Origin of the sequence: Pseudomonas saudimassiliensis, from assembly GCF_000939975.1 — a bacterium.
GTDB classification, from domain to species: Bacteria; Pseudomonadota; Gammaproteobacteria; order Pseudomonadales; family Pseudomonadaceae; genus Halopseudomonas; species Halopseudomonas saudimassiliensis.
Genome location: NZ_LK391969.1, coordinates 1,270,952 through 1,284,098, shown reverse-complemented (window position 1 = coordinate 1,284,098; position 13,147 = coordinate 1,270,952). Strand labels below are relative to the sequence as shown.

The 13,147-nt window shown below is 62.6% G+C and carries 10 protein-coding genes and 1 tRNA gene; 5 read left to right on the top strand and 6 right to left on the bottom strand.

Features of this window, described 5'->3' with window-relative positions; all coding sequences use genetic code 11:
• Nucleotides 1-49: 49 nt before the first annotated feature.
• Genes fni through crtB form a run of 5 tightly spaced genes read left to right on the top strand, consistent with a single transcriptional unit; the run spans nucleotide 50 to nucleotide 5,955 of the window.
• Nucleotides 50-1,096 (top strand): type 2 isopentenyl-diphosphate Delta-isomerase, encoded by a 1,047-nt coding sequence (fni, locus tag VG99_RS06055; RefSeq protein ID WP_044498841.1) that lies wholly within the window; start codon nucleotides 50-52, stop codon nucleotides 1,094-1,096.
• Nucleotides 1,093-2,379, top strand: a complete 1,287-nt coding sequence (locus VG99_RS06050) for a glycosyltransferase (protein WP_044498840.1) — start codon at nucleotides 1,093-1,095, stop codon at nucleotides 2,377-2,379. Before fni ends, VG99_RS06050 begins: the two co-directional genes overlap by 4 nt.
• Nucleotides 2,376-3,548 carry a lycopene beta-cyclase CrtY gene (crtY, locus tag VG99_RS06045; RefSeq protein WP_204216691.1) on the top strand — a complete coding sequence of 391 codons (1,173 nt, stop codon included), beginning with the start codon at nucleotides 2,376-2,378 and terminating at the stop codon, nucleotides 3,546-3,548. Before VG99_RS06050 ends, crtY begins: the two co-directional genes overlap by 4 nt.
• On the top strand, nucleotides 3,545-5,023 hold the full coding sequence (locus VG99_RS06040; RefSeq protein WP_044498839.1) for a phytoene desaturase: 1,479 nt from the start codon (nucleotides 3,545-3,547) through the stop codon (nucleotides 5,021-5,023). The genes crtY and VG99_RS06040 overlap by 4 nt, the downstream gene beginning before the upstream one ends.
• Before the next feature lie 8 nt (nucleotides 5,024-5,031).
• Nucleotides 5,032-5,955 (top strand): 15-cis-phytoene synthase CrtB, encoded by a 924-nt coding sequence (crtB, locus tag VG99_RS06035; RefSeq protein ID WP_044498838.1) that lies wholly within the window; start codon nucleotides 5,032-5,034, stop codon nucleotides 5,953-5,955.
• On the opposite strand, the gene VG99_RS06030 is transcribed toward crtB, so the two are convergent.
• The 6 genes from VG99_RS06030 to rpoD all read right to left on the bottom strand — a co-directional run bounded on the left by VG99_RS06030 (nucleotide 5,918) and on the right by rpoD (nucleotide 13,139).
• Nucleotides 5,918-6,439, bottom strand: a complete 522-nt coding sequence (locus VG99_RS06030; RefSeq protein WP_044498836.1) for a sterol desaturase family protein — start codon at nucleotides 6,437-6,439, stop codon at nucleotides 5,918-5,920. The two genes, crtB and VG99_RS06030, sit on opposite strands and share 38 nt — an antisense overlap.
• Before the next feature lie 19 nt (nucleotides 6,440-6,458).
• The gene (locus tag VG99_RS06025) at nucleotides 6,459-6,971 is read right to left on the bottom strand and encodes a hypothetical protein (RefSeq protein WP_044498835.1); all 513 of its coding nucleotides are present in this window, start codon (nucleotides 6,969-6,971) and stop codon (nucleotides 6,459-6,461) included.
• A gap of 126 nt (nucleotides 6,972-7,097) precedes the next feature.
• Nucleotides 7,098-8,234 carry a Fic family protein gene (locus VG99_RS06020; protein ID WP_044498833.1) on the bottom strand — a complete coding sequence of 379 codons (1,137 nt, stop codon included), beginning with the start codon at nucleotides 8,232-8,234 and terminating at the stop codon, nucleotides 7,098-7,100.
• A gap of 306 nt (nucleotides 8,235-8,540) precedes the next feature.
• Nucleotides 8,541-8,617: transfer RNA gene (locus tag VG99_RS06015), tRNA-Ile, on the bottom strand.
• 110 nt (nucleotides 8,618-8,727) lie between these two features.
• Entirely contained in the window at nucleotides 8,728-11,112 is a 2,385-nt protein-coding gene (locus VG99_RS06010) for a penicillin acylase family protein (protein ID WP_044498832.1), read from the bottom strand.
• 164 nt (nucleotides 11,113-11,276) lie between these two features.
• Entirely contained in the window at nucleotides 11,277-13,139 is a 1,863-nt protein-coding gene (gene rpoD / locus VG99_RS06005) for an RNA polymerase sigma factor RpoD (protein WP_044498831.1), read from the bottom strand.
• Between the last annotated feature and the right edge of the window lie 8 nt (nucleotides 13,140-13,147).

Genomic DNA, 13,147 nt, shown 5'->3' with positions numbered 1-13,147 from the left:
ATAAGGTTGGTCGCATAAATATTCAATCTTCCTGGGAGCTGCGCTTTATATGAGCGACGGTAATCTGGTCATTCGCAAGAATGACCATCTGGACATCGTGCTCGATTCGCGCAGGACACCTGTGCCTACCGGCGATCAGTTCGCCCGTTATCAGTTCGAGCATTGTGCGTTGCCAGAGCTGCATCTGGATGCGATCGATCTCAGTGCCCGCTTTCTGGGCAGGACGTTGCAGGCGCCCCTGCTCATCAGCTCCATGACCGGCGGCGCGGCACGGGCCAAATACATCAACCACCACCTGGCCGAAGCCGCCCAAGCTTTGGGTATCGCTTTGGCGATAGGTTCCCAGAGGGTAGCTGTCGAATCCGGTATCGACCATGGCCTGACCGGTGAGCTACGTACTCTCGCTCCGGATGTTCCCCTGCTGGCTAATATCGGGGCTGCTCAACTGGCCGACGGCTCCACGATGGATTGGGCACGCCGGGCGGTGGACATGATCGGTGCCGATGCGCTGATCATTCATCTCAACCCGTTGCAGGAGGCGGTCCAGGGCGGAGGCGACCGTGATTGGCGCCGGGTGCTCGACGCTATCGGTGCACTGGTGCAGCGTTGCCAGGTACCGGTAGTCGTCAAGGAGGTGGGGGCGGGTATTTCCGCCTCGGTGGCGCAGTCGTTGGTGGAGGTGGGGGTGTCGGTGATTGATGTGGCGGGTGCCGGCGGCACCAGCTGGGCCCTGGTCGAAGCCGAACGGGCCGCAAGCGAGGCTGACCGCCAGGTAGCCATGGCTTTCGTTGACTGGGGAATCCCCACTACGCAGGCGATAGTACAGGCCCGCCGGGCTCTGCCGACCACCCCCCTGATAGCCTCCGGTGGGATTCGCAACGGTGTGGACGCGGCCAAGGCGATTCGCCTGGGTGCAGACCTGGTCGGCCAGGCCGCAGCGGTACTGCAGAGTGCTACCCAGTCCACCGAGGCGGTAATCGCGCATTTCGATGTACTTGTCCGCCAGTTGCGCATCGCCTGCTTCTGTACCGGCAGCGCCAATCTGGCTGCCCTGCGGCGGGCGCCATTGCATCTTGACGGTGTACGCCTGGAATGAGTCATCTCGCCGTCGTTGCGCCGGCATTACCCAGCCATTTTCGCGCCCTGCAAGCGTTGGGCCTGGAGCTCGTCAAACGTGGGCATCAGGTTACCTTCATTCATCAGCAGGACGCCGTAGCCTGGCTGGATTCGCCCCTGATACGCTTCCACGCTGTGGGATTGCGATCGCATCCTGCTGGCAGCCTGGCTGCGACGCTGCGCTGCGCCGCCAATCCGGGCGGCCCGTTTGGTCTGCTGCGCCTGATCGCTGATATGGCGCGCACCACCGACATGCTCTGTCGGGAACTGCCGCCGGTGTTGAGGACCTTGCACATCGATGCCCTTATCTGCGACCAGATGGAGGCGGCGGGCGGCCTGGTTGCCGAAGCCGCAGGCCTGCCGTTCATTTCGGTAGCCTGCGCCCTCCCGGTAAATCGTGAACGCGGTATCCCCTTGCCGGTGATGCCGATGGCCTATGGCGCGGATGCGCGCTCCCGGCAGCTCTACCAAGGCAGCGCCCGGGTTTACGACTGGATGATGGGCCGGCATCGCCGGGTTATCGCCGAACAGGCATCTACCCTGGGGTTGGCGCCACGGGACGGCTTGCATCAATGCATGTCCCCCCTCGCCCAGATCAGCCAGACGGTACCGGGCTTCGAATTCCCGCGTGCGGAATTGCCCGCACACTTTCATCATGTCGGTCCGCTGCGGACTGGCACCGAGGCCGAGCCGCCGTTGCCTTACGAGGTGGCGGATGACCGGCCGCTGGTGTTTGCCTCCCTCGGCACGCTCCAGGGCCAGCGCTATGCCCTGTTCAAGCGTATCGCGCGGGCGTGCCGCCGGCTTGATGTACAGCTGCTGCTGGCGCACTGCAATGGACTGAACACGGCACAGGCCAGGGCGCTGGAACGGCATGGCACAACCTGGGTGACGGATTTCGCACCGCAGCGTGCGGCCCTGGCGCGGGCTGATGCAGTAATCTCCCATGGCGGACTTAACACGGTGATGGACGCGCTGGCCGCCCGCACGCCGATTCTTGCCCTGCCCATCGCCTTTGACCAGGCGGGAGTCGCCGCGCGGGTTTGTCACGCAGGCGTGGGACTCAAGGCGGCGCCGCATTTTTGCCGCAGTGGCGCCATGAGCGGTCTGCTGCAGCGCCTGCTGACTGAGTCGAGTTTTGCCCCACGGCTGGCGCGCCTGGGCGCGGAGGTGGAAGCCGCAGGAGGCACACCCGCCGCAGCCGATATCGTTGAGCAGGTGATGCGCACCGGGCGCCCCGTCCTGGCGGAGGGGTCGCGTTGACCGTGCATTACGACATCATCCTGGCCGGCGGCGGCCTGGCCAACGGACTGATTGCCTGGCGCCTGCACCAACAGCGGCCGGAATTGCGCATCCTGCTGCTGGAGCAGGGGGAACGACTCGGCGGCAATCACACCTGGTCGTTCCACGATGGCGATCTGACGCCGGCGCAGCATGGGTGGTTGGCGCCTCTGGTCAGTCACCGCTGGGACGCCTATACCGTGATCTTCCCGGCGCGTCGACGCCGGATGCCAGGTGGCTACCTGAGTATCGCTGCGCAGGACTTCGCTCGGGTCTTGGGCCAGGCGCTGGCGGCGCAGGTACGTACCGGCGCCAGCATCACGCGCCTGACACCCACCACGGTAACCCTGGCCAACGGCGAGGTTCTCGAGGCGGGCGCGGTGATCGACGGGCGCGGTGCGCAGCCCAGCCCTAACATGGCCCTGGGATTCCAGGCCTTTGTCGGGCAGGAAGTACGCCTCGCCCAACCCCACGGGCTGACCGAGCCGATCCTGATGGATGCAAGCGTCGAGCAGGGGCAGGGCTATCGTTTCGTCTACGTCCTGCCGTTTTCTGCCGATACGCTGCTCATTGAAGACACCCACTATGTTGACGGGCCGGCAATCGACGCGGTGCGGTTACGCGAGCATATTGGCGCCTATGCCCGGGCCCGGAGCTGGTCGATCGTCGAGGTGCTGCGCGAGGAGCAGGGCGTGTTGCCCATCACCCTCGCTGGGGATTTTTCGGCGTTCTGGCTCGGCCACGCGGGGCAACCGGTAAGCGGACTGCGTGCTGGACTGTTTCATCCGACCACCGGGTATTCCCTGCCCCATGCCGTGCGGCTGGCTGAGCGTATTGCCGCGTCGCAGGACGTCACTGCCGCCGCGTTATCCCGCGTCATTCATCTTGCAGCCGAGCAGCAGTGGCGCCGGCAGGGGTTCTTCCGCCTGCTCAACCGGATGCTGTTTCTGGCCGGCGAGCCCGGCGATCGCTGGCAGGTCATGCAGCGTTTCTACGGCCTGCCTGAAGGGCTTATCCGTCGGTTTTATGCCGGGCGCCTTACCGCACTGGACAAGCTGCGTATCGTCTCGGGCAAGCCTCCCGTGCCCGTGGGGCAGGCCATCCAGGCGGCCCGGCTTACCCATCCACAGCAGATCAGGATCAGTACATGACTCTACGTAAGCGCGCCGTGGTCATCGGCGCCGGTTTCGGCGGCCTGGCGCTGGCCATCCGGTTACAGGCGGGGGGCTATCAGGTGACCGTGCTGGAAAAGCGCGACAAGCCCGGCGGCCGCGCCTATGTGTATGAGGACCAAGGGTTTACCTTCGACGCCGGGCCTACGGTGATCACTGATCCGTCCGCCCTGGAGGAGCTGTTTGCGCTGGCCGGCAGGCCCATGGCCGATTACGTCGAGCTGCTGCCGGTTACGCCCTTCTACCGGCTCTGCTGGGAGGATGCGCCGCCCTTCGATTACCTCAATGACCAGGCGGCGCTGGAGCGGCAGATAGGGGAGCGTAACCCGGGGGACGTCGAAGGCTACCGCCAGTTTCTGGCCTACTCTCGGGCAGTCTTCGAGGAAGGCTACGTCAAACTCGGCACCGTGCCCTTCCTGACCATTCGCGATATGGTCGCTGCCGGTCCGCAGCTGGCCAAGCTGCAGGCCTGGCGCAGCGTGTATAGCATGGTGTCGCGCTTCATCAAGGACGAGCATCTGCGCCAGGCTTTCTCCTTTCATTCGTTGCTGGTGGGTGGAAACCCCTTTGAAACCTCGTCCATCTATACACTGATCCATGCGCTGGAGCGCCAATGGGGCGTATGGTTTCCCCGGGGCGGCACGGGTGCCCTGGTGCAGGGCATGGTCAGGCTGTTCGAGGATCTGGGTGGCACCTTGGAGCTCAACGCCGAGGTGGCGCGGGTCGAGGTACATGATGGTCGGGTCAGCGCGGTAAGGCTTGAGGATGGCCGGGTTTTCAACGCCGATGCCCTGGCCTCCAATGCCGATGTGGTGCATACCTACGAGCGTCTGCTCGGCCATGAGCCGCGTGGTGTGAGCCAGGCCAAGTCGCTCAAGTCCAAGCGCTTCAGCATGTCGCTGTTTGTCATCTATTTCGGGCTGAACAAGGTGCCCGATAACCTGCAGCACCATACGGTGTGCTTCGGCCCGCGCTACCGGGAATTGATCAACGAGATCTTCAAGCACGATGCCCTGGCGGATGACTTTTCCCTCTATCTGCACGCGCCCTGCGTTACCGACCCATCACTCGCACCGCCCGGCTGCAGCGCCCACTACGTGCTCGCGCCCGTGCCCCACCTGGGCAACGCGCCCATCGACTGGACGGTGGAAGGACCAAGATACCGCGATCGCATCCTGGAATACCTGGAGGAGCACTATATTCCGGGGCTGCGCAAGAACCTGGTGACCAGCCGCTTCTTCACGCCGCTGGATTTCCGTGACGAGCTCAACGCGCACCTGGGTTCAGCCTTTTCGCTGGAACCGATCCTGACGCAGAGTGCCTGGTTCCGGCCGCATAACCGCGACGCGGTGCTGCCCAACCTGTATCTGGTAGGTGCCGGTACGCACCCGGGGGCTGGCGTGCCGGGGGTAGTTGGCTCAGCCAAGGCCACCGCCAAACTCATGCTGGAGTAGGTTCACCCATGAACGAAGCACTCCTCGACCACGCCACCCGCACCATCGAGGTGGGCTCCAAAAGCTTCGCCGCAGCGGCCAGGTTGTTTGATCCACCCACGCGGCGCAGCGCGGTGATGCTGTATGCCTGGTGCCGCTATTGCGACGACGTGGTCGATGGCCAGGAGCTGGGCTTCGGCCAAACCCCTGGCAGCAGCGACGGCAGTGAACAGCGGCTGGCTGAATTGGTCGAGCTGACACGCCGGGCCTACGCCGGCGAGCCGATGACCAATCCCGCGTTTGCTGCCTTGCAGGAGGTAGCCCAACGGCACGCCATACCCGAGCGCTATGCGCAGGAGCACCTGCAGGGGTTCGCCATGGATGTGCAGGGGCGCCAGTACGAGACGATCGATGACACCCTCGAGTATTGCTATCACGTCGCGGGGGTAGTGGGGCTGATGATGGCGGTCATCATGGGCGCCCAGGAGGAGGCTACGCTTGATCGAGCCTGTGATCTGGGATTGGCATTCCAGCTGACCAATATCGCCCGGGATATCGTGGAGGACGCCAGGGTAGGGCGGTGTTATCTGCCTGCCCAGTGGTTAAGCGAGGAGGGTATACCCAGACAGGAGCTGGCTCTGCCCGGGCATCGGGAGGCGGTGGCCAGACTGGCGGGGCGGCTGGTCGATCTGGCCGAGCCTTATTACCTGTCTGCCTGCCAGGGACTGCCAGCGCTGCCCCTGCGCTCCGCCTGGGCGATTGCCACCGCCCGCGGCGTGTACCGGGAGATCGGCATCAAGGTGAAGGAGCGGGGCGCTGCAGCCTGGGACCAGCGTGTGTCGACCACAAAATGGGACAAGCTGCGACTGGTGACCAGCGGCGCAGCGCTGGCACTCGCCACGCGTCAACTGCAGGCTACGCCCCGCGGCGCTCTGTGGCCGAGGCCTCGCTAGTGGTTTTGTGAAGCGGCCCATCGTGTAGCGCCCTGAGCTGCTTCTTCAGGGTGGCCGTCGATGGTGCGATCAGAAAGCCGAAGGATACGCAGCCGTCACGGCCCTGCACGGCATGGTGCATCAGGTGCGCCTGGTATAGGCGCTTGAGGTAACCCCTACGGGGCACATAGCGGAACGGCCAACGCCGGTGCACCAGTCCATCATGGGCCAGGAAATACAGGAAACCGTAGGCGGTCATTCCTGCCCCCACCCACTCCAGTGGATGCCAGCCAGCCGTGCCGAGCGCGATCAGCGCTATTGCCACTCCCGCGAACACCACGGCGTACAGATCATTGGTCTCGAACCAGCCGTCGCGCGGCTCATGGTGAGACTTGTGCCAGCCCCAGCCCCAGCCATGCATGACGTACTTGTGGGCATACCAGGCAAAGGCTTCCATCCCGGCCAGGGTGATCAGGAATACGACAGTATTGATCGCAATGTTCATGACAGGAGTTACCTGGTGGTCAGGGAGCGGGGCGAGTTGCTTCCCCGTCCGGTTGGCTATTGCCGGCGAGCGCCTGCTGCTCCAGCGCCTCCTTCAGTTGGTCCGCCGAGCTGAACTGCCGGCGCTCGCGCAGTGTACCGTCTTCCAACGCCAGCCACAGCACCTCGCCACGGCTGGGATCGTAACGCGAGGCCACCTCGCCTTCACGATCCAGCAGGATCCGGTAATTGGCGTCCCGCATCGCGGGAACCAGTATCCGATTGGCGACCATCCGCGGCATATGGGTGATGTCAGCGATATAGACCGCCTGGCGCGCCTCCAGGTATCCCTTGGGCTCATGCTTGATGGCGGCATCCACCAGCTTGGCCGCACCGTGGCTACCCGCGACCAGGATGACCCGCACCTCGTTGTCCAGTTGCAGCGGCTGGTCGAACTGGTCGGGCAGGGTCCAGATATCGAGCCGTTCGCCTATCTCTACCGCATGCGCGGACAACGTCAGGCAGCTTAACAGCAGCATCAGTTTGGCTTTCATTACAAACCTACTCCTTATCAGCGTTAGGGCGGGCCGGCGCCGGTGTCATAGCAGGCTAGCTGGGAATTGGCTGATCGCCTAGTTGGATGGTGGGCTAAGTGCGGGAATCTGTGGGCTCCAATTTGATTATCGGGATTTGGTGGCAGTATTAACCTGGTAGCGGGTACTGCGGCCACCGCCCGGTAGTCGAACAACACAGCCTGTTTCCAGTAGATAGCTCAGATGTCGTGTAGCGGTGGCTTTGGATACCTTGGCCACCGCTTGATATTGGCCCGCGCTAATACCGTGTTCAAAGCCGCGTTCACCCCCATCCAGGAGGCGGTTAAGCACTTTGATCTGTTCAGGCAACAAACCCTGATTGCCATGTGCTTGCCAAAAGCGGGCTTTAGCCAGTACCCGATCAATGCGGGCCAAAGCTTGCTCTAAAGCCTTTAGCAGGGTGGCCAGAAACCATTGCAGCCAGGCGGTGATATCAAGGCTGCCTTTTTGACTGGCTTCAAGGATGCGGTAATACCCCGCGCGGTCTTCAAGTATGCTCGATGACATGGCGTAAAAGCGGATGGCCTGGGTTTCGCCTTGGGCCAGAGCTAGATCAGTTATAGCGCGTGTCAGGCGGCCATTTCCATCATCAAATGGGTGGAGTGTCACGAACCAGAAATGGGCAACACCAGCGCGTAGGAAAGGATCGAGGTTTGAATCGGCGCGGCTAGCTTCAAACCAGGCCAGGAACTCTTCCAGTTGCTGATCCAGACCTGCACGCGGCGGCGCTTCGAAATGCACGGTTGGGCGGTCGATGCGGCCTGATACCACTTGCATGGGCTCATCTCCACGCAAGGTGCCGATCAGCAGCGGGCGACTGAATAACGAGTCGTCGTTGGGGAAAAGCCAGCGGTGCCATGTAAACAGGCGTTCAAGGCTTAATGGTTGCTGATGGGCCTGAGTGGTATCCAGCAATAGTTCGGCCAGGCCTTCCGAACGGGCAGTGGTGCGGCCCTGTTCAACGACGCCCAGCCGCTTCGCCAGCGATGAGCGCACCGAGCCCACATTGAGCTGCTCACCTTCGATCGCTGATGAGGTAATGATGTTCTGCAGCATGACATCCAGGCTGCTCTGCGCCTCACTATCCCCATCTACCGCCCCCAGCATGCCCAGCAAGCGACCTTGTGCTGTACCGCACGCGCGCAGGAGCGGAGCCAATGGCTCTGCCTGCCAGGTGAAGCGCGGCCAGTCGGGATGCTGCCAGATCCAAGTCGATTGATTCATGAACCACCTGAGTGTGAGCCAGTTAGCGGATCTATTCGGCTCATGTAGTGAGCCGATTAAAACCCGTATTCGGCTCATTGTCCAATTGCGTGGCTTGAGCTGCAGCGACGGGCACAGGGTAGGGTGGTTTAGTGCGGGCGATACCGATCGTATGACGGGAGAATTCGTGTCGCGCGTTTATCGGAGAAATGGAGGGCCCAGTAGGGTGGAAGCGGGTTTCACGAAGCGGCTTTGCGCCGCTGGAACGCCCGAATCTCTGATTTCGGGCGGGAATAGTCCCATGGGGTCTTGCGCGACCGAAGGGAATGGTGGGCCCAGTAGGACTTGAACCTACGACCAATCGATTATGAGTCGACTGCTCTGACCAACTGAGCTATAGGCCCACTTATTTACAGCAGTGGCGGATTATACGGACTGCGCTTGGCTGTGGCTAGCGGCTGTGTGGGGCCGGGGGCTGCGGGGCACTGGAGGAGTGCCTCGCAGCCAGGGGGCCTTACTCGCTGATGTCGATGCTGGACAGGCGTTCAGCTTCGATCTGCGTGCGGGTGAAGGGCAGGCGGTGCCAGTTCTTGTCCGAGTAGGCTTCGGTGTAGTCCGCGTAATGCGGGCTGGCAGGGTCGGTGGATTGGGCGTTGCTCAGGAATGTATAGGCGCGCACGGGCTCGCCTTCGGGGAAGTCCACCACGTGCATGTAGGTATTGCGCAGCACGGTGAAATAGCCCTCGGCGCCTTCACCGCCGTACTGCGGAATCTCCCTTCCTGGTTTGAGGAAATACTGGATGTCGTCGAGTCTGGCATTCAGCGGGATATCCGCTTCGACTAGCTCAGCTACCGCGGTGCTGAACGCCTCGCGTACGGCGGTCTGCACCTCGGAGCTGGCGCTCAGGCCTGCCGGGGTGTTTATCGGATCGGCGGGGTCGAAGGGGGTCGCGTAGATATCCACCTCCTGGGTCGCCAGCGCGTTCCAGAATGCGGTCCAGATGTGCGCGCCGACGGCGTCCAGTTCACCGGTATCGTTCCAACGGGCGAGAATCTCGCAGGCCTGCTGCTCGGCGTCTGGCGCGCCGTCCTGGCAGACGCTGGCAAGAACCTGATCTTTCAGCAGTTCGGCGCTGTAGACCCGACTGTTGAGGGCGATCTCGCGAATGTTCTCGCTGCTGGCCAGGTTGCCGTTCAACCCGTCGGTCCCGGCCAGCCGCTCGCGCACCAGCGTATGGCCCATGCGGGTGCGCAGGGTCTGCCGGTAATCCTCCCGTCCGATGATGCCGTCGAACCCGGTCAGGGGCTGCTCCGGGTTGCTCAGCCAGTAGCTGTCATTCATGTTGGCCACGTACTCGGTGGTGAACAGGCTGGGCAGGTTGTCGGGGCCGAAGGCGCCGGGCTGCCGCGAATCGCCGTCGGTGCGCCAGTCGCATTCAGTGCGGCTGCCGTCCAGCAGCGGCAGGCCGGGTACCGCCTCGATGACCACGTAGCCCAGCGGATTGGCCAGGCAGCCGGGGAGCATGCTGTCCGGTACGTTGGGCACGGCGGTGATGTCGGAATACAGCGCCCGGTCATCGCCCCGGCCGATGGCGGTGGTATTGACCCAGGGTATGCCGACGTATTGCCGGGCTATGTCATAGAAATCGGTCAGCGACTCGGCCTGGTTCCAGGCAAAGAAGTTCTCGAAGCCGCGGGTGTTCTCCAGATTGATGTCGCGCAGGGTAAACGCAGTCTGCTCGTTCCAGTCGGGCAACCCCATGCCGGCCAGATTGATCATAGGTCCATATACCGAGCGGTACAGGGTTCGGGACACCGGTACCAGGGAGCCGTCCGCCTGTTTGACCTGAACGGTGAGGTCGACAGTCTCCAGCGCGTGCTCCTCGCCGTCCTGGATATAGCGGGTGGGGTCGCCGTCGGCGAGCTGCAATTGATACAGGGTAAAGCGGTAAGCCGTGGAGACCGTATGCGCCCAGGCAATATCATCATTGAAGCCCATCTGAATCATCGGTGAGCCCATGATGGATGCGCCGGCCGCATCCAGTTTGCCGGGGATGGTCATGTGCAACTGGTAGAAACGATCGATGCCCAGGTGGTACCAGTGAGGGTTGGCAAGCAGCAGGCTGCCGCCGGATTCGGTGGTGTCACTACCGAAGGCAAAGGTGTTGCTGCCGATCTCGCCATGACGGCCCAGTCTGAATCGCTCCGGGTCGAGCTCCGGATCCGGAACTGCGCGGCGCATCCGCTGAGTTGCCGCTGCCGCGCCGGGTGGCTGCGCACTGGTGATCTCTTCCACCCAGTTGGCGCTGCTGGCAGCAAGGTTCAGGGCTATCAGGCGGCGCATGAGATCGTCTGCGGTGACACTCGTCAGCCATTGCTGATCTCGGCAGGTGGCGTGGCGACCTGCATGCTGACCCTCTTGAATCTCCCTGACATAGCGGTTGTAACCAGCGGTAAAACCGTGCAGCAGCTCGCGTACATCTGCTGATTGGGCGTCCTTGAATTTTTCCACTGTGTGGTCGTCAACCACGAAGCGGAAGAAGAAGTCGGCCTCCAGATTGGGCGGCGAACCGAAGGTGCTCATGGGGGCAGCGGGTTGTTCCGGGCCGAAATGCGCTGACCGCTCACCACGGAAGGTCAGAAAGGCGTCGGCCAGTACGCACAGATTGTCTTCGGCAATAGCGTAACCGTGGCCATAGCCCGCGCCGGCGAAATCATCGGCGGTGATATGCGGAATGCCATAGGTGGTGCGTTCAATGGTGGCCTTGTAGCCGGTGGGGGGCGGGGCAGGGTCGCTGCCGCCACCACCGCCTCCGCCGAACTTGCATGCACCCAACATCAGGAAGGCGCTGATCAAACTGAGCCGAGCGAGCTGTCCATACCGCATGGTTTGCCGCATTTGTCGTTCCTCTTGTTTTATTGTTAGCCCCCCATTCGGGGGATGCTGCGAAGCAGAATAGGCGAGGATCGCAACGCTGGACAGGCGAAGCCGTAATTTTGTGCGGATTAGTGGGCGGACATGAAAACGCCCGGCAAGCCGGGCGTTTTTCATACTGCTGGCGCTTACTCGTCGAGGAAGCTGCGCAGGTGATCGCTGCGGGTCGGGTGACGCAGCTTGCGCAGGGCCTTGGCTTCGATCTGCCGGATCCGCTCCCGGGTGACGTCGAACTGCTTGCCGACTTCTTCCAGGGTGTGGTCAGTGTTCATGTCGATGCCGAAGCGCATGCGCAGTACCTTGGCTTCACGGGCAGTGAGGCCGGACAGCACTTCGCGGGTGGCTTCCTTGAGGCTTTCCACGGTGGCCGAGTCGATCGGCGACTCCATGGCGCCGTCCTCGATGAAATCACCCAGGTGCGAGTCTTCGTCGTCACCGATGGGGGTTTCCATGGAGATCGGCTCCTTGGCGATCTTCAGCACCTTGCGGATCTTGTCCTCGGGCATTTCCATGCGCTCGCCAAGCTCTTCCGGGGTGGGTTCGCGGCCCATTTCCTGGAGCATCTGCCGGGAGATGCGGTTGAGCTTGTTGATCGTCTCGATCATGTGCACCGGAATCCGGATGGTGCGGGCCTGGTCGGCGATCGAGCGGGTGATAGCCTGCCGGATCCACCAGGTGGCATAGGTCGAGAACTTGTAGCCGCGGCGGTATTCGAACTTGTCCACCGCCTTCATCAGGCCGATGTTGCCTTCCTGAATCAGGTCCAGGAACTGCAGGCCGCGGTTGGTGTATTTCTTGGCAATCGAGATCACCAGACGCAGGTTGGCCTCGACCATTTCCTTCTTGGCGCGACGGGCGCGGGCTTCACCGATCGACATGCGACGGTTGATGTCCTTGACGTCGGCGATGCTCAGCTGGGCGTCTTCTTCCAGTGCAATGAGCTTCTTCTGCGCGCGGAGTACGTCGGCCTTGACCGCTTCCAGCTCGGCCGCGTAGCGCGGCTTGTCAGCCAGCAGGCTATCGATCCAGCCTTCGTTGGTCTCGTTGCCGGGGAAGCTGCGCAGGAAGTCGGCACGGGGCATGCGCGCATCACGCACGCACAGCTGCATGATGGCGCGTTCCTGGGCGCGGATGTGGTCCTGGGTGCTGCGAACACGCACGACCAGTGCATCGTACTGCTTGGGTACCAGCTTGATCGGCATGAACAGCTGGGCCAGCGCTTCCAGTTCGGCTACGCCTTCGGGGCTGTGGCGACCGTGCTTCTTGAGCGCCTTGCGGACCTTCTGCAGCTGCTCGTTGATAGCACCGAAGCGCTGACGGGCCAGTTCCGGATCCGGGCCGCCATCACCTTCTTCGGCCTCGTCCTCTTCGGTTTCCTCGTCCTCTTCCTCGTCTTCGTCGTCCGTCTTCTTGTCGTTCTTCGGCTTGGGTGTCTCGCCGGGAACGATGGCATTGTCGGTGCCGGACATGCCGTCATCGTCAGGGTCGATGTAACCGCTGAAGATGTCTGACAGGCGCCCGCCTTCCTCGGCGATGCGCTGGTATTCGGTAATGATGCCCTCGACGGTGCCGGGGAACATGGAGATGGCCGCCATCACCTCGCGGATGCCTTCCTCGATGCGTTTGGCGATTTCGATCTCGCCTTCGCGGGTCAGCAGCTCGACGGTGCCCATTTCGCGCATGTACATGCGCACTGGGTCGGTGGTGCGGCCAATGTCGCTTTCAACGGCGGCGAGTGCGGCAGCGGCTTCTTCAGCGGCGGCCTCGTCGGCGTCGTTATCGGCGAGCAGAAGAGCATCGGCATCGGGTGCAGTCTCGAAGACCGTGATTCCCATGTCGTTGATCATGCGAATGATGTCTTCAACCTGTTCCGGATCTGAGATATCCTCCGGCAGATGGTCGTTGACTTCCGCGTAGGTCAAGTAGCCCTGCTCGCGACCGCGGGCAATGAGCTCTTTGAGACGGGATTGCTGTTGCGCTTTTCCGGACATAACAACCC